Genomic DNA, 20304 nt, shown 5'->3' with positions numbered 1-20304 from the left:
TTTCCTCCGCCGAGGCGGTGCGTGTGCGGGGACGGCGCCCCGGCCGACGGTGCGGCCGGCCGGGGCGGTGTGGCTCAGCGGTGGTTCTCGGCGACGTCCTCCGCGAGCTTCTGGCCGTCGTCGAGGGCCTTGTCCACGCTGGTCTTGCCTGCGATGGCGGCGGAGATCTCCTGTGTCACCTTGGTGCCGAGGTCCTGGAACTCGGGGATGGCGACGAACTGGATGCCCACGGTGGGCCGTGGCTGGGTGCCGGGGTCGGACGGGTCGGCCTGCTGGATGGACTTCAGGGTGATGTCACCGAAGGAGGCGGCGGCCTTCTTGTACTGGGGGATGTCGTACGTGCTGGCCCGCTTGCCGGCGGGCACCCGTGCCCAGCCCAGCTTCTCGCCGACGAACTTCTCGTACTTCTTGCTGGACGCCCAGAGCATGAACTTCGATGCGGCGTCGGCCTTCTTGGTGGTCTTCGGCATCGCCCACGCCCAGGCCCACAGCCAGCCGCTGCTCTTGGTCCTGACCGTGGGCGCGTAGGCGTAGCCGATCTTGCCCGCGGCCTTGCTGCTGCTCGGGTCCTCCAGGGAACCGGCCGCGCTGGTGGCGTCGTACCACATGGCGACCTTGCCCTGGCTCATCCCGTTGAGGCACTCGGTGAACCCGGCCTGCGGTGCGCCCGCCTCGCCGTGCTTGCGCACCAGGTCGACGTAGAACTTCGTGGCCTCCTTGAAGCCGCCAGTGTTGACCTGGGGCTTCCAGTCCTTGGTGAACCAGGTGCCGCCGAAGGTGTTGACCATGCTGGTCAGTGGCGCACCGAGCTCGCCCCAGCCGGGCAGACCGCGCAGGCAGATGCCCTTCATGCCCGGATCGGCGCCGTCGGCCTTGGCCGCGAGGTCGGCGACCTGCTGCCAGGTGGGGTGCTCGGGCATCGTCAGGCCCTTCTCGGCGAAGACGTCCTTGCGGTACATGAGGAAGGACGACTCGCCGTAGAACGGCAGGGCGTAGAGCTTGCCGTCCGATCCGGACAGCGACTGCACCATCGGCTTGAGCAGGTCGGCCTCGTCGAAGCTCTTGTCCTTGTCGGCGTAAGAGCCGAGCTCGTGCAGCCAGCCGTTCTTCTCCCAGATGGGCACCTCGTAGGCGCCGATGGTGGCGACGTCGTACTGGCCGGCCTGGGTGGCGATGTCCTGGGTGACCTTGTCGCGCAGCTCGTTCTCGGGCAGCACCGTGAAGTTGACCTTGATGCCGGTCTCCTTCGTGAAGCTGTCCTTCGTCAGCTTCGCGATGTCCTCCATCTGCGGGTTGCCGACCATCAGCACGTTGATGCTCTGGCCGCCGCCCGAGGATCCGCCGGCTCCGGCTCCGGAACAGGCGGTGGCGAGGAGGGCGGTCGCGGCGGCGCCGGCGATGAGGGCATGTCTGGTCGATCGCATGGGTCGGGGACCTCTCGTGCGGGTGGGGTGGGAAACGGCGCAGGGGCTCCCACGGCGGCGCCGCGCGCCATGCGTGGGGAACAGCGGCCCATCGGGGGTGAACTCGTCCCTGGGGTGTGGGGCGCAGTATCGATGTCGGAATTATTATCAGAAGACAGCGCTACTGTTAACACATATTGCGAGAAAAATTATGTGGATCTATCGTCTGGCTGTCTCGCTGGGCGCCCGGGGCGTGCCGAGTGCGTCGTCGCGGACCAGACGCCGGTGCAGTAACAAGAGGTCCAGGTGCGTTCGCGCGGGGCTGCAGTCGTCGGCCGACGGCGTCCGCGAGCTTGCAGCCGCGGCCAGGTGGCGGACGAGCCAGGGCCGACGGTCAGGCCGGTCCGGCGGCCAGGACTGCCGATGATCCCGCCACCTGCCACAACACGCGTTGCTGCCCAGGGGGAACGGCCGAAGCCGTTCCCCCTGGGCAGTCCTGGCTCGATGATGCCGGGCGCGGCCGCGCCCGGCATTGTCAGAAGTCGGCGCCGGCTCCCACGGTCGCCGGTTCCTTCTCCTCCTCCGGCTGGTCGGCGACGACCGCCTCGGTGGTGAGGAACAAGCCCGCGATGGAGGCAGCAGGGCGGAGCGGGTCACCTTCGCCGGGTCGATGATGCCCTCGGCCAGCATGTCGACGTACCTCGCCGGTCGCGGCGTTCAAGCCGCGGCCCTGCGGCAGAGAGCGCACCTTCTCCACCACCACGCCGCCTTCCAGCCCGGCGTTGGCGGCGATCTGACGCAGCGGGGCGCTCAGCGCCCGGCGCACCATCTCCACGCCGGTGGCCTCCTCGCCCTCCACGTCCAGCTTGTCGAACGCGGTCTCGGCCGCATGCAGCAGCGCCACCCCGCCGCCGGGCACGATGCCCTCCTCGACGGCCGCCTTGGCGTTGCGGACCGCGTCCTCGATGCGGTGCTTGCGCTCCTTCAGCTCCACTTCCGTGGCGGCGCCAACCTTGATGACCGCGACACCACCGGCCATCTTCGCCAGGCGCTCGGGGAGCTTCTCGCGGTCGTAGTCGGAGTCCGTGCGCTCGATCTCGGCGCGGATCTGGTGCACCCGGCCCTCGATCGCCCTGCCGTCACCGGCACCCTCCACGATGGTCGTGTCGTCCTTGGTCACGACCACCTTGCGTGCCCGCCCAGCACGTCGAGCGTGGCGTTCTCCAGCTTCAGGCCCACCTCTTCCGAGATCACGGTCGCGCCGGTCAGGACCGCCATGTCACCGAGCATGGCCTTGCGACGGTCGCCGAAGCCCGGGGCCTTGACGGCGACGGACTTGAAGGTGCCGCGGATCTTGTTGACGACCAGGGTCGCCAGGGCCTCGCCCTCGGCGTCCTCGGCGATGACCAGCAGCGGCCGGCTCTCCTTCATGACCTGCTCCAGCAGTGGCAGCAGGTCCTTGACGGCGGTGACCTTGGAGCCGACGAGCAGGATGTACGGGTCTTCCAGGACCGCTTCCATGCGCTCGGGGTCGGTGACGAAGTACGGCGAGATGTACCCCTTGTCGAAGCGCATGCCCTCGGTGAGCTCCAGCTCCAGACCGAAGGTGTTGGGCTCCTCGACGGTGATGACGCCTTCCTTGCCGACCTTGTCCATGGCCTCGGCGATCATGTCTCCGATGACCCGGTCGCCGCCCGCCGACACCGCCGCGGTGTTGGCGATCTCCTCCTTGGTCTCCAACTCCTTGGCCTGCGCGAGCAGTTCGCCGCTGACCCGCTCGACGGCGAGTTCGATGCCGCGCTTGAGGGCCATCGGGTTGGCGCCGGCGGCTACGTTGCGCAGGCCTTCCTTGACCAGGGCCTGGGCGAGAACGGTCGCGGTGGTCGTACCGTCACCGGCGACGTCGTCCGTCTTCTTGGCGACTTCCTTGACCAGCTAGGCGCCGATCTCCTCGTACGGGTCCTCGAGTTCGATCTCCTTGGCGATGGACACACCGTCGTTGGTGATCGTGGGGGCGCCCCACTTCTTGTCCAGGCGACGTTGCGGCCTCCGCACGAGCCCGCCACCCGACCCAGCCGTTGGCACTCTCGACCGGAGAGTGCCAACACCTGATTTAACACCTTCTCCCTGACCGGGCAAGCACCTCCAGACGGTGCAGGCATGGCCTCGGTGACAGCGCACTGGTGACCGGGAGTGTGTCTCCCCCAAGCGCCGATGGTGCGCTGTGGTTACGCCGGTCGGATGTTCTCGGCCTGCGGTCCCTTCTGGCCCTGCGTGACGTCGAACTCGACCTTCTGCCCCTCGTGCAGCTCACGGAAGCCCTGAGCGGCAATGTTGGAGTAGTGGGCGAAGACGTCGGGTCCGCCGCCCTCCTGCTCGATGAAGCCGAAGCCCTTTTCGCTGTTGAACCACTTCACGGTGCCCTTGGCCATGGCCTGCTCCTTCGCGGAAACCCGGCTCGCACTGTGCGGGCCCGGGAGGTGATCGCCCTGGTCCGGAGAGGCGCTGAACAGCGAGAACGCCCATGATCGTGATCACGGGCGACGGGACTTCGGAACCACGACTGCTGAATATCGACGCTACACCGCAGGGTCGGCGGCCGCTAACGGCGCGGCCGTCCTGTTCCCTTCAGGGAGTTCCAGGACCTGTATCAGCGGATGCGGCAGCTGTGGCAGTCCGCAGCTCCGGGCGGTGGCGGCCTGCTCAGTGAGACCTGGGCGCCGCTGGCCGACCTGGAGGAGACCGACGACGCCTACGTCGTCGAAATCGAGCTGCCCTGAGTGAAGAAGGACGACATCACCGTCGAGCTGAACGCCGGCGATCTCGCCGTGCACGGCGAGATCAAGGAGAGGGAACGCACCGGCGTGCTCCGCAGCCACACCCGGCGCACCGGCGGGTTCGACCACCGGGTGACGCTGCCTCAGGACACCGACGAACAGCACATCACCGCCGAACTCACCGACGGCGTGCTCACCGTCAACGTCCCGAAGGCGGAGAAGGCCAGGCCGCGGCGTATCGAGATCACCAGCTGACCCACGCCCTGTCCACACCGCCGAGCCCGCCCCGGTGGGCGGGCTCGCCCCGAGACACCAAGGCCGGCGGGTCCTCACCGCACGCGAGAAGCGGGACGACGCGCGCTCGGCCCGGCACCGCTTCGACATCCCGTTCCTCGCCCGGCGGCTGGTGTCCGCCATCGACTGGCTGAAACAGCGGCCGGACACGGCGAACCTCCCGGTGTGCCTGTTCGGCGCCGAGACAGCCGCGGCGGCGGTCTTGCCGGCCGCCGCTGAACGGCCGGAACGGATCTCGGCCGTGGTGTCCCGGGGCGGGCGGCCGGACCTGATCCACGGCGACCTGAACCGAATCCAGGCCTCGGCGGCACCGTACGATTCACCGTTGGGGACAGGGACCACGACGCCACCACGGGCACGCTCGTGATGGTCCCGCCCGGTACCCCGCACACCTTCGCCAACCTGACCGACCAACCCGCCGTCATGCTCAGCACCTTCACCCCCGACCTGTACGTGCAGTACTTCCGGGACCTCCAGGAGGCGCTCGCCGACGGCCGGCCGCTGACGCCGCAGGCCAACATCGACACGATGAGCCGCTACGCGACCGAGCCCGCCACCGACCTCGGCTGAAGCCGACGGGACGCAACGGCCCGGCGCGCTCAGGCCAGCAGGACGTCCTCGCCCGCTGTCACGGGGACGACCTGCTCGGCGGACGGTGCCTCGGCCTTCACCGACGTCCCGAAGTCCGACAGCGTCATCGTCGTCATGGCCTTCACACCGCCGAAGCAGGACAGCCGGGCCTGGACGGCGCGCCCCTTCCCGTCGACCCACACGTCCGCGAAGACGGGCATGTCGTCACCCAGCTTCTCGCGCAGGTCGTCCAGCCCCTTTTGCGTCTCCGCCGTCATCCGGAGCGTCGCGGTGGCGTGGTCGATCGTGCCCCGGTAGTGCACCGCGGGGGCGCCGTTCACCTGCTCCTCGCCCTCGTTCGACACCTGCCGCATCGCCTTCGTCTGGCGGAGCAGGTGCTCGGGGTCGTTCAGCGGCGCCCGCAGGAAATAGCGGGTCAGGGCCTCGCTCCGGACGGCCGAGGCCCACTCGCTCCCGCCCACCGCCCGCGAGCCCCGCACATAGACGGTGTCGCCGACGAAGACCTCCTCGACGGGGTCCATGCCGCTGTCCTCGAGCTCCACCGTCAGCCGGCCCCTGTCATCCGCCAGGTCGAAGGCGCCGGCGATCGTGAACACGTACGTCGTGGGGCTGTCGGCGGATCGTAGTTCGATCTTCTCGTCCACGCGGGCGCTGTCCGCGCTCGTCCTCTCGATCGCGGCACGCACGGCCGCCCCGTGATCCACGGTCTTCTTCGCGCTCTCCCCCGAGTCCTTGTCCGGACCGCCGGAACAGGCGGTGCAGAGCAGGAGGACAGCGGCGGAGAGGAGGGAGGCGCGGCGCATGGGCTCTCCGAGGAATCGTCGCTGCGGCAGGGTGGAGCCCGATAGGGCGAGAAGATCTTCGCACGAAACCGGTGACGGGGCCCGGGGTTTCGGCCGTGACGCCCTGACGGTGGCGAGGGCGAGCGAGGCGGCCGGCGAGCAGGACCCGCCCCGATGCGGATGGTGGGCGGGCCCTGCTCGTGCGGACCATTGTCGGGATCTGGTGCCGGTGGGGCCACGAGTGTGATCCGCCGGTGTGCGCGCGGCGCGCACACCCCGTGCGCGCCGCGTGCCTCCGAGCACCCGGTGCTGCCCCCTGGCGCCGCCGGGTGCGGCAGGGCGCTGCCCCGTGTGTGACCCCGGGTTATGCCCGTCGGCCTGCGGAGACGATACTGGCGGGAGCCCCTGCCCCCGTTCACAGTTGGACCCATGCCGACTTCCCCCACCGTCCGCCCCATGACTCCCGCCACGGTGTGGCTGGCTCGCGGCCGCCATGCCGAAGGCGCCGCGGAAGACGTGCTCCGGCGCTCGCTGGAGCAGCGCAAGCGAAGTCGGGCCATCGACGACTTCCTCGAGTTGCCCGAAACCGGAACCGAAGCCGGGACCGAGGCCGACACCGAGGCCCGGACCGATGCCGGGACCGAGGAGGCCCCGGCCGAGCGGGTCTTCGAGGCCCGCTGGCGGGTGGAGGAGACGGTGACCGTGCGGGCCCGGATCGGCGTGACGCCCGGGCCGGACGGCGGGCAGGAGTGGATCCTGGTCGCGGAGGCCGAGCGGCCGTGGAACAACGACTGGCCGTCGCCCGCCGCGCTGTTCTGGCCGGAGGAGCCGGACCTCGCCTGGGACCGGGACGGCGCCGCGGAGCTGTCCCTGCGGAAAGTCAATCCACTCCCCCAAGACGACAAGGACTCGCGCCGCCTGTTCAGGAACGCGGTGCGCGGCGGGTGGCACATCCACGTGGTCGTCCACGAGGCGATGACCACCGACGAGCGGGGCCGGTTGCCGGTGGCGCGGTGGCTCCCGCCGAGCCTGCGGCACCGTGTGGTGGAGCACCGCGCCGCACCCCAGCAGCACCGGGGCCTCAACTGGGCCCTGCGCGACCTGGGGGTCCAGGTGCCGCGCGGTGGTGCCGCGGTGCTGCCCGGCACCCCGGCGCCGGAGGGCTACGTCGCCGAGGACTTCTCCGTCCGCGCGGTCTTCCTGGACGGCTCGGAGCCCACCGACCTCGTCGACGCGGTGACGCGGTACGCCGCGCTGCCGAGACCGCTGCCCGAGGGAGCCGAGGACGCCCTCACCGCGCTGCGGGAGGACTGGCACCTGCTGACCCTCCAGGAGGAGCTGGAGCGCCAGCGCGGGCTGGTGGCCATGTACGCCGAGGCGCTGGAGGCCATGACGAAGTCACGGGACCTGTACCGGGAGGCCGCCGAACGCGCCCACGAGGCCCTGGCCGCCTACCAGGAGTCCGCCGGGGCAGCTCCCGTACGGCAACGGCCCTCCGACACTCCCCTGGCGTCTCCGCTGCAACAGCTCACCCGTACGTTCGAACGCTTCAAGGGCAAGGGCCAGCGTCCCGTGGCCCCGTCCCGGGACGAGGGCTAGAGGCCCGTCCTGACGGGGCGCACGTGTCAGTCGTGGTCTGGTGGATACGCGGTTCCCTACGGCAGTACGGTCCGTCCGGGAAGGTCCTCCACGCCATGGGCAACGACCAGCACCACTCGGAGACGACGCTCCGCGTCAACGGCAAACCCCACGCCCTCACCGTCGACCACCGGCGGGTCCTGCTGGACCTCCTGCGGGAGGACCTGGATCTCACGGGCGCCAAGAAGGGCTGCGACCACGGCCAGTGCGGCGCCTGCACCGTCCTGGTGGACGGGCGGCGCGTCAACAGCTGTCTGCTCTTCGCGGTCGCCCTGGACGGCTGTGAGGTCACGACCGTCGAGGGCCTCTCCGGCGACGGGGAGGGACCGCACCCGCTGCAACGGGCCTTCCTGGAACGTGACGCCTTCCAGTGCGGCTACTGCACCCCGGGCCAGATCTGCTCCGCGGTGGGCATGCTCGCCGAGGCGGCGGCCGGTCACCCCTCGCACGTCACCGACCCGGCGACGCCCTCGGCCGGGCCGGTGCCGCTGGACCGGGCGGAGATCCGGGAGCGGCTGAGCGGCAACCTGTGCCGGTGCGGTGCGTATCCGCGGATCGCCGAGGCCGTGGAGGACGTGATCCCGTGAAGGAGTTCGCCTATGTCCGCGCCGGGAGCGTCGAGGAGGCGACCTCCGCGTACGCCTCCCACGCCGGCGCCCGTTATCTCGGCGGCGGCACCAACCTCGTCGATCTCATGAAGCTCGGCGTCGAACGGCCCGCCGCCCTCGTCGACGTCACCCGGCTGCCGCTGGACGCGGTGGAGGAGCTGCCGGACGGTGCGCTGCGGATCGGGGCGACGGTCCGCAACAGCGACCTCGCGGCCCATCCGCTGGTGCGCGACCGGTACCCGGTGCTGTCGCAGGCGGTGCTCGCGGGGGCGTCGGGGCAGTTGCGCAACGCGGCGACGACCGGCGGCAACCTGCTCCAGCGGACCCGGTGCCCGTACTTCCAAGACCTGTCGAAGCCGTGCAACAAGCGGGAGCCGGGCAGCGGCTGCGGCGCGCGGGACGGCGTCCATCGTGATCACGCGGTGCTCGGACACTCCGCGCACTGCATCGCCACTCATCCGTCGGACATGGCGGTGGCGCTGGCCGCTCTGGACGGGCGTGTCGAGCTGTGCGGTCCCGAGGGCGCCCGGAGTGTCGCGGCGGCGGACTTCCACCGGCTGCCCGGGGACCGGCCGGAGCAGGACACCGAGATCCGGCCCGGCGAGCTCGTCACCGGCGTGGTGCTGCCCGCCGCGACGGCCGGGCTGCCGTCGGCGTACCGCAAGGCCCGCGACCGCGCCTCGTACGCCTTCGCGCTCGCGTCCGTCGCGGCCGTGCTGCGGGTGTCGGACGGTGTGGTCGGCCAGGTGGGGCTCGCGTTCGGGGCGCTGGCGCACCGGCCGTGGCGGGCCCGGCGGGCGGAGGTGGCGCTGCTGGGCGCTGCTCCGACCGCCGCCGCGTTCGAGCACGCCGTCGACCTGGAACTGTCCGCGGCGCAGCCGCTGCGCGACAACGCCTACAAGGTGCCGCTGGCCCGGGGGATCGCCCTGGACGTGCTGTCCCGGCTCGCGGACGCGGCGCCGGCGAGGAGGACTTCATGACCGGCAGCCTGGGAGCCCCCGCCGAGCGCCGGGAGGGACGGGAGAAGGTCGGCGGCACCGCCCGCTACGCCGCCGAGTACCACTACCCCGGCCTGGCCCAGGCCTGGCCCGTGCCGGCGGCCGTCGCCCGGGGCCGGGTGACCGGCGTCGACACGGCGGCCGCCCTGGCCGTGCCCGGGGTGCTCGCCGTCCTCACCCACGAGAACGCGCCGCGGCTCGCCGAGCCGGACGACGCCACGCTCGCCGTGCTCCAGAACCCCCGGGTTCCGCACCGCGGCTGGTTCGTGGCCTTGGTGGTGGCCGAGACCCTGGAGGCGGCGCGGGCCGGTGCCGACGCGGTCCGTGTGGACTACGCCGCCGAGGAACATGATGTGACCCTCACGGCATCGCACCCTGGTGTGTACGTCCCCGACGACGCCAACGCCGACTATCCGGCCGTCCGCGAACGGGGCGATGCCGACGGGGCGTTCGGGTCCTCGGCCGTCCGGGTCGATGTCGCCTACCGGGTGCCGCCGTTGCACAACCACCCCATGGAGCCGCACGCCAGCACCGCCCGCTGGGACGACGGACGGCTCACCGTGCACACCTCCAGTCAGGGCGCCGGTGCCGTGCGGGGCGTGCTCGCCGGGCTGTTCGGCGTTCCCGAGGAGCGGGTCGTCGTCACCGCCGAGCACGTCGGCGGCGGCTTTGGTTCCAAGGGCACGCCACGGCCGGACGTGGTGCTCGCCGCGATGGCGGCACGGCAGACCGGCCGGGCGGTCACGGTGGCACTGCCCCGCCGGTACCTGCCCGCCGTCGTCGGGCATCGTGCGCCCACCCTGCACCGGCTGCGGCTCGGCGCCGACGCCGACGGACTCCTCACCTCCCTCGTGCATGAAGTGACGACGCACACCTCCCGGATCAAGGAGTTCGTGGAGCAGGCGGCGGTCCCGGCGCGGGTGATGTACGTGTCGCCCCACAGCCGTACGGAGCACCGGGTGGCGGCGCTGGACGTGCCCTCGCCGTCGTGGATGCGGGCGCCGGGCGAGGCACCGGGCATGTACGCGCTGGAGTCCGCCATGGACGAACTCGCCTCCGAGCTGGGCATGGACCCGATCGAACTGCGCGTCCGCAACGAACCGGACGTCGAACCCGACAGCGGCAGGCCATTCAGCAGCAGGCATCTGGTGGAGTGTCTGCGCGAGGGCGCCCGCCGCTTCGGATGGGGCGGGCGCGATCCCCGGCCGGGCTCCCGCCGGGACGGGTCCCTGCTGCTGGGCACGGGCGTGGCGGCGGCGACGTATCCCGTCATGGCGTCGCCCGCCACGGCGTCGGCCCGCGCACTGCCCGACGGAACGTTCCTGCTGCGGATCAACGCCACGGACATCGGTACGGGCGCCCGGACCGTGCTCGCGCAGATCGGTGCCGACGCCCTCGGAGTGCCGCTGGAGCGGGTGCGGATCGAGGTCGGCAGCACCGAACTCCCGCCGGCGCCGCTGGCCGGCGGCTCCTCCGGCACCGCCTCCTGGGGCTGGGCGGTCCACGAGGCCGGTGTCCGGCTGGCGCGCCGGCTGGCGGAGCACCCGGGGCCGCTGCCCGAGCAGGGCCTCGACGCCCGCGCGGACACGACGGGCACGGCGGACGCCGAGAGCGACTGGGCGCGGCACGCCTTCGGGGCACACTTCGCCGAGGTCGCCGTGGACACGGTCACGGGCGAGGTCCGGGTCGGCCGGCTGCTCGGGGTGTACGCCGCAGGGCGCATCCTCAACGCCCGTACGGCACGCTCCCAGTTCGTCGGCGGCATGACGATGGGTCTCGGTATGGCGCTGACCGAAGGCAGCACGATGGACGACGCGTTCGGTGACTTCACGGAGTCGGATCTGGCGTCGTACCACGTGCCGGTGCACGCCGACGTCGCCGAGATCGAGGCGCACTGGCTGGACGAGGACGACTCCCGTCTCAACCCCATGGGCAGCAAGGGGATCGGGGAGATCGGCATCGTCGGGACGGCCGCGGCGATCGGCAACGCGGTCCACCACGCCACCGGCGTCCGCTTGCGCGAACTCCCGCTGACGCCCGACCGGGTCCTGGCCGGACTGCTCGACGGCCGGACGGCGAACGACGCCCGGACCGGCTCCGCAGGGGGCGGATCCGGTCCGGTGCGGGGCGTCTAGGGCCAGTTGGCCACACGCCGTGGCGTCACTCCGCCGTCTGGCGTGCCTCGGGCGTGGTTGCGGGCGCCCACTGCCGGCCCGCTAGAGGCGCCACCATACGGAAGACCAGCGCGACGAGGGCCAGCAGTGGCGCGCAGACGGCGGACGCGGCGGCGAGCCACGGCGGGGCGAGGGCGAGGTCCACGGCCCGGGACAGGGACGCCCAGGGGAAGGAATTCCCGTACGCCTGGGCCGCGGCCAGCACCGTGGGCACCATCACCGCGCCGGCCAGCACCACCGCGACGGGGCGCAGCGCCGGCAGCAGGGCCAGGACCGTGCACGGCACCGACAGTCCGAGGCCGAACGCGTGCAGGCGCAGGGACGCTCCGCCGCGTTGCAGCGGGAAGTGGGCCACCGCGCACAGGGCCGGCGCCAGGGCGGCGAGCCAGCCCGACCACGACGCGGACCTGGCGAGCCGGTCCGTCGCACGGACGCGGTCCGCAGGCGAGTCGTCGAGCGTCCGGCGGGTCTCACGGGTCACGCGGGTCTCAGGGGCCGAGGTCGGGCGTGCCGCACGGCGCTTGCCGGGACGGCCGGGCTTCTCGGCTTTCCCGGTTGCGTCGTCCGGACGCGATGTCCCGGCCGGCAGGCGGCCGTTGCGGTCCGGACGCTCGAGGCCCAGGCGGTTGATCAGCTCGACCAGCTCCCCGACGGACCGGCGGGTGGCGGCTGCCCGGAGCGCCTCCTCGCGGACGTGGGGCATCTGCGGCTCCTTGTGCGGGAGGGTCACGAACCGGGTCACCTCCTCCACCGGGCGGTGGGCGGCCGCGGCCCGGATGGCCTCGTCCGCGCAGTCGGCGTCGCGCGGCGGCTTCGTCAGCAGGGCGATCAGCCGGGAGACGTCCTCCACGGGCCGGTCCACTCCGGCCGGGCGGAGCGCGTCGACCTTCGCCTCCGCGTGGTCGGGCGACTCCTCCGGCGAGGTGATGAGGGCGACGACCTCCTCCACGGGCCGGTCCGCCACGGCGGCGTGCACCAGGTCGCTGACGGCGTCGCCGTACGGCACCGCGACGCCCTGCGCGGTGCCGGGCCGGAGCTCCACCGGGTTGTCGTCGAGGGAGCGGATGACGAACGGCCGGGCGCCCGCCTGGTCGGTCTCGTCCTGGCCGGACGCGGCGGACGCGGCGGGGTCGCCCGGCTCGGGCTCGGGAGACCGCACGGCCTCGTCCGGGCCGGGGGCGGCGGGCCCGGCCGGTGCCTGGTCCGTACGGTCCGGGGCGTGAGCGGCAGGCCGTGCCTCGGCCGGATCCAGCCAGTCCTGTGCGGGCGGGGCGGGGTGTGCCTGCGCGGGGTCCGTCCGGTCCTGGCCCGGCGCGGCGGAGGGCTCGACCGCCGGGTGGGAGCCGGAGGGAGCGGACTACGGGGCGCGTCGCCCAGGGCCGGGGCGGCGGACCAGTCGGTCGCGGGGCGCGAGCCGGGGTCGGCGGGCCGGGGCGCCGGGTCCGCCGGGTCCAGGCCGGGGGCAGCGGCCGGCGCCTGCGCCTCGCCCGGCTGGTCGGAGCCGGGGGCAGCGGCCTGCGCCTCGCCCGGCCGGCCGGAGCCGGGGGCGGCAGCGCGCGCGTGCGCCCGGTCCGGCTGGTCCCAGCCGGTCGCGTAGGGCGACGCGAAGCTCATGTCCGCTTCGTCAGAGTCCGGGGCGGCAGGCCGGTCCGGGGCGGCGGGGCGGGCGCTCGTACCCGGGTGGTCGCCGAGGGCGCCGGGCTCGGGCGGCCGGTCGGAGGAACCGTACCTCTCGTGCGAACCGGCGGCGGGCTGCCTGCTCGTCTGCTCCACCTGGTACGTGCCGGTGGCGACGGTGGTCTCGGCGGACGGCTGGGCGGACCCGTTCGGCTCGTTCGGTATGGCAGGTTCGTTCGAGCGGGGTGATGAAGAGCAGGTGGTCATACTCGCCTCCCTGGGGAAGAGTGCGGCCGCTCCTGCGCCCCCGTCGTGTGACGAGCGACGTTACGCCGACCATTACTAGGCGCCCCCGTCACACCGTGCCACTCGGGTGAGCCACCGGGATGACCACCCGCACGTGCGGCGGTACGGAAAATCCGCCGACGCGCCGACATGTCGGGCCCCGGCCGCAATACAGCCGCCGGAAACGGGAATCCAGGAAGGGACACCCCGTGTCGCGGACGCCAGGAGGAGGGCAGCCCGTGGATACGACCACAACGGTGATCACCCTGGCCGCGATTGTCGCGGCCGTCGTTCTCGTGTTCGCCGTCGGCATTCTCGTGCGACTGGTCAGGACCCGGCGCGAGTTGCGTCGCGCGGGGCTGCCCACGGGTCCGCGCTGGGTCTTCTGGGGCGCGGTTCTCTATGTGGTGCTGCCCGTCGACGTGCTGCCCGATCCGGTGTACCTGGACGACATCGGCGTCCTGCTGCTCGCTCTGCGCACCGTCCGCGGCTCCCTCGGCGAGCGGGAGCGCGAGTCGGCAGACCGGCCGGACCGCCAACCGGCCCAATGACTACGGAAAGTAAGGAAACCAACCACCCGTTCGATTCGTATAAGTCTCTGGGAGCCGAAACGAGTCGGCGGACCGGGTGGCCGTGCCCCTGGATCCGGCTCGATCGGCGCAGCACCGACGAGGGAGAGACGATGCAACCGTTCGCGCTCAACTACGCGCGCCCGGCAGTGGAGTTGGAAGCTGCCATTCCGTACGTGTACGACGCCGGACAGCAGTTGAACGTGCTCCACGACGGCCGGGTGGCCGCCTCCGACTTCGCTCTGTTGAGGGAGGTCGGCACCACGACGTCCACCGCCGGCTCCAAGACGCACTTCGACGACTGACCGCGGGCCGCCGAAGATGACGGTATTGATCCTCACCTGTGAGGAGGACGTGACCGCGGACATGGTGGTCGTCCACCTGAACGCGGCCGGGATTCCGGTGGTCCGCGTCGACCCCGCCGATCTGACCGGCGGTGTCTCGCTGTCCGGGGAGTACGTCCACGGTCGCTTCCGCGGCCACCTGTCCGCCGGGGGGCGGCTGGTGAGCATCGGCGGGCTGCGATCGGTATGGGTCCGCCGGCCGGGCACACCGGCGGTGCGGGCGGCCCAGCCGTCCGCATGGCTGACCGAGGAGGCCGCCCAGGCTCTCTACGGGATGCTGCGGGGCTCGGACGCGCGCTGGATGAACCACCCCGACGCGGCCCGCCGGGCCCGGCACAAGCCCTGGCAGCTGCGCCTCGCCCAGCGGTGCGGCCTGCCCGTGCCGGCGACGCTGATCACGACCTTCCCGCGCGCCGCCCGCGAGTTCTCCGAGCGCTACCCGGACCTGGTGGTCAAGCCGGTGTCGGGCGCGCATCCGCAGGACCCGCCCCGGGCCGTGCCGACCAGCCGGGTCGCGCCGGACACGGACTTCTCCGCCGTCGCGTTCGGGCCGACGCTGTTCCAGCGGCGGATCTCCAAGCAGGCCGACATCCGTCTCACCGTGGTGGGCGACCGGATGCTGGCGGCCCGCAAGGCCGCGGCCCCGGACGCGGACCCCGACGAGGTGGACGTGCGGTTCGCCGCGCCCGGCGAGCCGTGGCGGCCCACCGACGTGCCGTCGTGCATCACGCCGGGCGTCCTGAGCTATCTACGGGAGGCCGAACTGGCATACGGCGCCTTCGACTTCGTCGAGGACGCGGACGGGACCTGGTGGTTCCTGGAGTGCAACCAGTCGGGACAGTTCGGGTTCGTCGAGGTGGAGACGGGCCAGCCGATCGCCCGCACCATCGCCGAGTGGCTGGCCCGCCCCGTCCCCGAGGGTCCGTCGCGCGTCAACGGCGCGAATCGGACGGCCTGTTGAGAACCGGGCCGGCCGTCCACCGGTCCTGGTTCACTGCGGCCGCGGCCCGGGCAGCATGGCCGTACGCTGCCATCCGGTGCCCGGGGAGTGCGGGCGGTCGTAGCCGGGGGACTGTGCGGGCCGCATGACCAGCTCCAGTTCCCTGCTCACGCGTTCGGCCTCGCGGCGAACCTGTGTGGGCACATCGCCGCACTCCGCGATGAGTCGGTCGTAGATGGGGGAATCCTGGAACACCCGTCAACGCGCCTTTCTGCTCGTCGGCCCCGAGCGGGGGCGAGAGAGCCGAGTGTAGGCGGACAGGTGTCCCGGAGTGTGAATTACCCGGGTGGACTTGACGCAGACCGGACATCGGTGACATGCGGCCGGCCGGGGCTCAGGCTCCCGTCGTGGAGCCAGGCCGGACGATCATCAGGACGGTGACCGTCGCCCACAGGAGGTTGAAGATGCCGGTGAACATGGCGAGTTGAACGGTGCTTCGGTGCTCGGTGGCCTGTTCGCCGTTCAGTTGACCGAGGAGTTCCTCCTGACGGGGCAGGACGAAGGCGACCAGGATGCCCGCCGCGGCGGCCGTCAGTGCGATGGACGTCACGAGCCATCCGCTGCCCAGGACACCCATCGCGGCACCGGTGGCGAACCCGAGGAGCGGGACGCTCAGTCCGATACCGGCATAGACGCGGCAGATGCGGTGCAGCAGCGCGACCGCGCTCACCGCCGACGGGTCCGGGGCGTGGCCGCCCGCGGGGACGGCGCGGCGTGCCGCGGGCGGGAACATGCTGGCCGCGACGGTCACGGGACCGATGGCGACGATGGCGGCCAGTACGTGCAGGGACAGCAGGATCTTGGTCACCGGGACTCTTTCCGTGGTGCGTTCGACGGTGGCGAGCCCACGTTAGGGAGCCCGGGGATGATCGCCCATGGGCTGGAACGACAGCTTCCAACGGATTCCCGCCAACTCGTGTGACCTGCGCCCTTGTGCCGTGGGCCGGCGCCCGGGCGGTTCGTGCGCCTGGCGGGAATGCACCTAGGGTGGCGGTCATGCACTCCGTGGCGATCCTGGTTCTCGACCGAGTGGTGCCGTTCGACATGGCGGCCCCCCAGCAGACGTTCGCCTGGACCCATATGCCGGACGGGCGGCCGGCCTACCGGGTCCGGTTGTGTGCCGAGACTCCGGAGGTGCGTGCGGACGGCGGTTTCACCCTGCGCATCGACCGGGGTCTTGAGGCGCTGGCGGAGGCCGACACGATCATCGTGCCGGGCTGCTCCCCCGAGGCCCCGCCACCCTCCGCCCGGGTCCTGGAGGCCCTGCGGCAGGCCGCCGAGGCCGGTACCCGGATCGCGTCCGTGTGCGTGGGCGCCTTCGTGCTGGCGGAGGCCGGGCTGCTGGACGGGCTGCGCGCCACCACGCACTGGGTGGCCGCGGGCGAGCTGGCCCGCCGTTTCCCCCGGGTCGAGGTGGAACCGGACGTGCTGTACGTCGACAACGGGCAGATCCTCACCTCGGCCGGTGCGGCCGCCGCGCTGGATCTGTGTCTGCACATGATCCGGCGGGACCTGGGCTCGGCCGTCGCGGCGAACATCGCCCGGATGTCGGTCATGCCGCTGGAACGGGAGGGCGGGCAGGCCCAGTTCATCGTGCACGAGCACCCGCCGGTACCCCGGGGGTCGGCGCTGGAGCCGCTGCTGGAGTGGATCGAGGACAACCTCGCGCACGAGGTGACGCTGAGCGCGCTGGCGGAGCGGGCCGGGATGAGCGAGCGGACGTTCAGCCGCCGCTTCCGCGAGCAGACCGGGACCACGCCGTTGCAGTGGCTGCTGCGGGCGCGGGTGCGGCGCGCCCAGTACCTGCTGGAGAACACCGACCACTCCGTGGAACGGATCGCGCGGCAGGCGGGGTTCGGCTCGCCGACGGCGTTCCGGGAACGGTTCCGCAAGGTGGTGGGCACGACGCCGTACGCGTATCGCACGGCGTTCCACGGAAAGACGAACAGGACGACGAACGGGACGGCGAACGGGACGGCGAACGGGAAGCCGAACGCCCCGGCGGCCCGTTCACAGGCCGCCGGGGCGCTGCCCGGTTCATGACCGGGGCCCACGAGATGTCAGCCGACCAGCGTCAGCCCGTTCTCCCCGTCCGCGTCCGCTTCCTCGGACCGCTCCTTGGTGAGCAGCAGGGCGTCGGCCTTGGCGATGGCGTCCGTGATGTCGGATGTTCCCATCATCACGCACAGCGTGTAGCTGACGTCCTCAAGCTCGCGTGCCGCCGTCGGCACGTGCCTCTCCGCCTGAGCGATCCTCAGCGACGCGTACCGCGTCAGCAACTCCCTGACGACCTTCCGGTCCGGTACGAGCACGTAGCGCCCCTCTCTCTGTTTTCGCTGCGTATGCCCGAACCACGCGGAAACATTCACACGTTTTTCTCACCAGGGGCGGATGTGACGAAAAATTGATCGTCTCTGATCTCGGATCGGGGTCCGCTCAGGCCGCGTCCAGCTCCCCCAGTTCCTCCGGCGTCAGGGAGAGATCGGCCGCGGCGAGCGAGTCGCGGATGGTCTCGGGGCGGCTGGCCCCCGGGATGGGGACCACCACGGGCGACTTGGCGAGCATCCACGCCAGGCACACCCGCTGCGGGCTCACCCCGTGAGCCTCGGCGACCCGGGCGAACGCCGCGTGCCCCGAGCCGAGTTCGCCGGCCCGGGAGATCCCGCCGAGGGGGCTCCACGGCAGGAACGCGATGCCGAGTTCGTCGCACAGGTCCAGTTCCGGCTCGCTGGAGCGGAAGGCCGGGGAGAACTGGTTCTGCACGGAGACCAGACGGCCACCGAGGATGTCATTGGCCTGCCGGATCTGCTCGGGGTTCGCGTTGGAGATGCCGGCCATGCGGATCTTGCCCTCGTCCAGCAGGTCCCGGATCGCGCCGACGGACTCGGCGTAGGGGACGCGCGGGTCGGGGCGGTGGAACTGGTAGAGCCCGATGGCCTCGACGCCGAGCCTGCGCAGGGACGCTTCGCAGGCCTCCTTGAGGTGGCGGGGGCTGCCGTCCAGCGTCCAGCTGCCGTCACCGGGGCGCAGATGGCCGCCCTTGGTGGCGACCAGGACGTCGCCGCCACGGTCGTGGGAGGCGAGGGCCTTGGCTATCAGGGTCTCGTTGTGACCGACCTCGTCGGCGTCCCGGTGGTAGGCGTCCGCGGTGTCGATCAGGGTCACGCCGGCGTCGAGCGCGGCGTGGATGGTGGCGAGGGAGCGTTCCTCGTCGGGTCGTCCCTCGATGGACATGGGCATCGCGCCCAGGCCGATCGCGCTGACGTCGACATCACCGATGCGGCGGGTGTGCATGTGCTCGTGACCTCTTCCGGCTGTCGCTGAGGCTGTCTGGCGATGGTGCACTCCAGCCTGGACACCGAACGGCCCCAAGGTCCAATAGAAGAAGGAGAACGCATTCAGCACTCGGGCAGCTGAATCGCGTACGCCCCTGTGCGGCCGGGTCGGCGGTCCCTTGTCACGCGGGGATGAAAGCCCGCACCGGAGGACTCAATTCCCCCACACAGACCGGCGATCCGCCCGGCACTCCCCCGCCTCGCTGCCATATTCGAGAACCGCTTCGGAGGTGGTTGTGAGCACAGAGGTGACAGCATCCGGTCGGGGGGAAACGGCGGCGCACATGCCCGGGAGCACCGCGGAGCGCGTCGCGGGCCTGGAACGCCGCAGGGAGCAGGCGGTGGCCCCGGACGCACCGCGCAGACGCGGGGAGTTCTCGGCCCGGGAGCGGATCGAACGGCTCGTGGACAAGGACTCCTTCACGGAGACCGGCCTGTTCGTCCGGGCCCGGCACTCCGGGGAGGACGCCCGCCGCCCCTACGGCGACGGCGTGGTCACCGGGTACGGCACGGTCGACGACCGCCCGGTGTGTGTGTTCGCCCAGGACTCCACGGTGTTCGGCGGCAGCATGGGCGAGGCCTTCGGCGAGAAGACCGTGGCGCTGATGGAGCTGGCCCTGAAGACCGGCTGCCCGGTGATCGGCCTCAACGACTCGGGCGGGGCCCGTATCCAGGAGGGTGTCGCCTCGCTCGCCCTCTACGCCGAGCTGGTGCGCCGCAACGTCAAGGCGTCCGGGGTGATCCCGCAGATCTCGGTCGTCCTCGGGCCGTGCGCGGGCGGCGCCGCGTACTCACCGGCGATCACCGACTTCACCGTGATGGTGGACGGCGCCTCGCACATGTTCGTCACCGGCCCCGACGTCATCGAGACGGTCACCGGTGAACGCACCACGGCCGAGGAGCTGGGCGGCGCCCGCACCAGCAACACCGTCAACGGCAACGCCCACTTCCTGGCCGCCGACGAGGAGGACGCCCTCGACACCGTGCGCGACCTGCTGTCGTACCTCCCGGCCAACAACCTGGAACGGCCCCCGGAATACGCCCCCGGGCACCCGCCGCCCGGCGCCGGCCTCGACGAGGTCGTCCCGGACCGGCTGGGCGAGGCGTACGACATGCGGGCGGTCCTGCACGCGGTCGTCGACGACGGCGAACTCCTCCAGGTGCAGGAGCTGTTCGCACCGAACATCATCTGCGCCCTGGCCCGGATCGAGGGCCGCTCGGTGGGTGTCGTCGCCAACCAGCCGCTGCACGCCGCCGGGGTCCTCGACATCGACGCCTCGGAGAAGGCGGCGCGGTTCGTGCGGTTCTGCGACGCGTTCGGCATCCCGCTGCTGACCTTCGCCGACGTACCCGGGTATCTGTCCGGGGTACGGCAGGAGCAGGCCGGCATCATCCGGCGCGGGGCGAAACTGCTGTACGCCTACGCCGAGGCCACCGTCCCCAAGGTCACGGTCGTGGTGCGCAAGGCGTACGGCGGCGGATACGCGGTGATGGGCTCCAAGCACCTGGGCGCCGACGTGAACCTCGCCTGGCCCACCGCCCGTATCGCCGTCATGGGCGCCGAGGGGGCCGTCGGCGTGCTGCACCGGCGGGAACTCGCCGCGGCCGACGACCCCGAGGCGCTGCGCGCCCGCCTGCTCAGCACCTACGAGCGCACCCACGGCACGCCCTATCTCGCCGCCGAGCGCGGCTATGTCGACGCCGTCATCGCGCCGCGCGAGACCCGGGAGCAGGTCTGCCGCGCGCTGCGCGCCCTGCGCGGCAAACGCGCGCCGATGCCGGAACGCCGGCACGGCAACATCCCCCTCTAGCCGCCCCCTCTCCCCCTCTAGCCGCCCCATCTCCCCCTTTGCGACCCCTAGGCCGATCCGCGCCGTGAGGAGCCCCGC

Annotated in this window: 23 protein-coding genes and 1 pseudogene; 14 read left to right on the top strand and 10 right to left on the bottom strand. The window is 72.0% G+C overall.

Annotated features, from left to right (window positions below):
• Positions 1 to 74: 74 nt before the first annotated feature.
• From ABZ192_RS15070 to ABZ192_RS15055, 4 genes are all read right to left on the bottom strand, one after another.
• Positions 75 to 1424 carry a sugar ABC transporter substrate-binding protein gene (locus tag ABZ192_RS15070; protein ID WP_356924938.1) on the bottom strand — a complete coding sequence of 450 codons (1350 nt, stop codon included), beginning with the start codon at positions 1422 to 1424 and terminating at the stop codon, positions 75 to 77.
• Positions 1425 to 1938: 514 nt separating this feature from the next.
• Positions 1939 to 2583, bottom strand: coding sequence for a TCP-1/cpn60 chaperonin family protein (locus ABZ192_RS15065; protein WP_356924937.1), 645 nt, complete (start codon positions 2581 to 2583; stop codon positions 1939 to 1941).
• The gene (gene groEL, locus ABZ192_RS15060; RefSeq protein WP_356925039.1) at positions 2580 to 3338 is read right to left on the bottom strand and encodes a chaperonin GroEL; all 759 of its coding nucleotides are present in this window, start codon (positions 3336 to 3338) and stop codon (positions 2580 to 2582) included. The genes ABZ192_RS15065 and groEL overlap by 4 nt, the downstream gene beginning before the upstream one ends.
• 293 nt (positions 3339 to 3631) lie before the next feature.
• Positions 3632 to 3835 carry a cold-shock protein gene (locus ABZ192_RS15055; protein ID WP_356924936.1) on the bottom strand — a complete coding sequence of 68 codons (204 nt, stop codon included), beginning with the start codon at positions 3833 to 3835 and terminating at the stop codon, positions 3632 to 3634.
• 225 nt (positions 3836 to 4060) lie between these two features.
• On the opposite strand from ABZ192_RS15055, the gene ABZ192_RS15050 reads away from it, so the two are divergent.
• From ABZ192_RS15050 to ABZ192_RS15035, 4 genes and pseudogenes are all read left to right on the top strand, one after another.
• Positions 4061 to 4183 (top strand): hypothetical protein, encoded by a 123-nt coding sequence (locus tag ABZ192_RS15050; protein WP_356924935.1) that lies wholly within the window; start codon positions 4061 to 4063, stop codon positions 4181 to 4183.
• A complete protein-coding gene (locus tag ABZ192_RS15045) occupies positions 4184 to 4435 on the top strand; it encodes an Hsp20/alpha crystallin family protein (RefSeq protein WP_356924934.1) in 252 nt (83 codons plus the stop codon).
• Between the two features lie 34 nt (positions 4436 to 4469).
• A complete protein-coding gene (locus ABZ192_RS15040) occupies positions 4470 to 4841 on the top strand; it encodes a hypothetical protein (protein WP_356924933.1) in 372 nt (123 codons plus the stop codon).
• Positions 4781 to 5044 (top strand): annotated as a pseudogene (locus tag ABZ192_RS15035) (cupin domain-containing protein); the annotation flags it as partial. The gene ABZ192_RS15040 and the pseudogene ABZ192_RS15035, both read left to right, overlap by 61 nt.
• Positions 5045 to 5073: 29 nt before the next feature.
• Here the strand turns inward: ABZ192_RS15035 and ABZ192_RS15030 are convergent.
• Entirely contained in the window at positions 5074 to 5868 is a 795-nt protein-coding gene (locus ABZ192_RS15030; RefSeq protein WP_356924932.1) for a hypothetical protein, read from the bottom strand.
• A gap of 408 nt (positions 5869 to 6276) precedes the next feature.
• On the opposite strand from ABZ192_RS15030, the gene ABZ192_RS15025 reads away from it, so the two are divergent.
• From ABZ192_RS15025 to ABZ192_RS15010, 4 genes are all read left to right on the top strand, one after another.
• Positions 6277 to 7446, top strand: coding sequence for a hypothetical protein (locus ABZ192_RS15025; RefSeq protein WP_356924931.1), 1170 nt, complete (start codon positions 6277 to 6279; stop codon positions 7444 to 7446).
• A 95-nt stretch (positions 7447 to 7541) separates the two neighbouring features.
• Entirely contained in the window at positions 7542 to 8072 is a 531-nt protein-coding gene (locus tag ABZ192_RS15020; RefSeq protein ID WP_356924930.1) for a 2Fe-2S iron-sulfur cluster-binding protein, read from the top strand.
• A complete protein-coding gene (locus ABZ192_RS15015; RefSeq protein ID WP_356924929.1) occupies positions 8069 to 9073 on the top strand; it encodes a xanthine dehydrogenase family protein subunit M in 1005 nt (334 codons plus the stop codon). Before ABZ192_RS15020 ends, ABZ192_RS15015 begins: the two co-directional genes overlap by 4 nt.
• Entirely contained in the window at positions 9070 to 11226 is a 2157-nt protein-coding gene (locus ABZ192_RS15010) for a xanthine dehydrogenase family protein molybdopterin-binding subunit (RefSeq protein ID WP_356924928.1), read from the top strand. Before ABZ192_RS15015 ends, ABZ192_RS15010 begins: the two co-directional genes overlap by 4 nt.
• A gap of 25 nt (positions 11227 to 11251) precedes the next feature.
• Here ABZ192_RS15010 and ABZ192_RS15005 read toward each other — a convergent pair whose 3' ends face one another.
• Positions 11252 to 12424 (bottom strand): hypothetical protein, encoded by a 1173-nt coding sequence (locus ABZ192_RS15005; RefSeq protein WP_356924927.1) that lies wholly within the window; start codon positions 12422 to 12424, stop codon positions 11252 to 11254.
• A gap of 60 nt (positions 12425 to 12484) precedes the next feature.
• On the opposite strand from ABZ192_RS15005, the gene ABZ192_RS15000 reads away from it, so the two are divergent.
• From ABZ192_RS15000 to tgmB, 4 genes are all read left to right on the top strand, one after another.
• On the top strand, positions 12485 to 12862 hold the full coding sequence (locus ABZ192_RS15000; RefSeq protein WP_356924926.1) for a hypothetical protein: 378 nt from the start codon (positions 12485 to 12487) through the stop codon (positions 12860 to 12862).
• Between the two features lie 544 nt (positions 12863 to 13406).
• On the top strand, positions 13407 to 13718 hold the full coding sequence (locus ABZ192_RS14995; RefSeq protein ID WP_356924925.1) for a YkvA family protein: 312 nt from the start codon (positions 13407 to 13409) through the stop codon (positions 13716 to 13718).
• Positions 13719 to 13849: 131 nt separating this feature from the next.
• Positions 13850 to 14041: a putative ATP-grasp-modified RiPP gene (gene tgmA, locus ABZ192_RS14990; protein ID WP_037669517.1), complete on the top strand. Its 192-nt coding sequence runs from the start codon at positions 13850 to 13852 to the stop codon at positions 14039 to 14041.
• Positions 14042 to 14057: 16 nt separating this feature from the next.
• Positions 14058 to 15041: an ATP-grasp ribosomal peptide maturase gene (gene tgmB / locus ABZ192_RS14985; protein WP_356924924.1), complete on the top strand. Its 984-nt coding sequence runs from the start codon at positions 14058 to 14060 to the stop codon at positions 15039 to 15041.
• A gap of 30 nt (positions 15042 to 15071) precedes the next feature.
• Here the strand turns inward: tgmB and ABZ192_RS14980 are convergent, their stop codons facing one another.
• Together ABZ192_RS14980 and ABZ192_RS14975 are read right to left on the bottom strand one after the other, a co-directional pair.
• The gene (locus tag ABZ192_RS14980) at positions 15072 to 15275 is read right to left on the bottom strand and encodes a hypothetical protein (protein WP_086604202.1); all 204 of its coding nucleotides are present in this window, start codon (positions 15273 to 15275) and stop codon (positions 15072 to 15074) included.
• Between the two features lie 139 nt (positions 15276 to 15414).
• A complete protein-coding gene (locus tag ABZ192_RS14975) occupies positions 15415 to 15888 on the bottom strand; it encodes a hypothetical protein (protein ID WP_356924923.1) in 474 nt (157 codons plus the stop codon).
• Positions 15889 to 16076: 188 nt separating this feature from the next.
• Between ABZ192_RS14975 and ABZ192_RS14970 the strand changes: the two genes are divergently transcribed.
• A complete protein-coding gene (locus ABZ192_RS14970) occupies positions 16077 to 17123 on the top strand; it encodes a helix-turn-helix domain-containing protein (protein ID WP_356924922.1) in 1047 nt (348 codons plus the stop codon).
• 17 nt (positions 17124 to 17140) lie between these two features.
• Here the strand turns inward: ABZ192_RS14970 and ABZ192_RS14965 are convergent, their stop codons facing one another.
• A complete protein-coding gene (locus ABZ192_RS14965) occupies positions 17141 to 17392 on the bottom strand; it encodes a DUF5133 domain-containing protein (RefSeq protein ID WP_356924921.1) in 252 nt (83 codons plus the stop codon).
• A 124-nt stretch (positions 17393 to 17516) separates the two neighbouring features.
• Positions 17517 to 18374: an aldo/keto reductase gene (locus tag ABZ192_RS14960; protein ID WP_356924920.1), complete on the bottom strand. Its 858-nt coding sequence runs from the start codon at positions 18372 to 18374 to the stop codon at positions 17517 to 17519.
• 325 nt (positions 18375 to 18699) lie between these two features.
• On the opposite strand from ABZ192_RS14960, the gene ABZ192_RS14955 reads away from it, so the two are divergent.
• Positions 18700 to 20226 (top strand): acyl-CoA carboxylase subunit beta, encoded by a 1527-nt coding sequence (locus ABZ192_RS14955; protein ID WP_356924919.1) that lies wholly within the window; start codon positions 18700 to 18702, stop codon positions 20224 to 20226.
• Positions 20227 to 20304 lie beyond the last annotated feature (78 nt).

It is taken from the genome of Streptomyces sp. NPDC006235 (genome assembly GCF_040613735.1).
In the GTDB taxonomy this organism is placed as follows: Bacteria; Actinomycetota; Actinomycetes; order Streptomycetales; family Streptomycetaceae; genus Streptomyces.
This window is presented reverse-complemented; position numbering and strand designations above follow the sequence as displayed.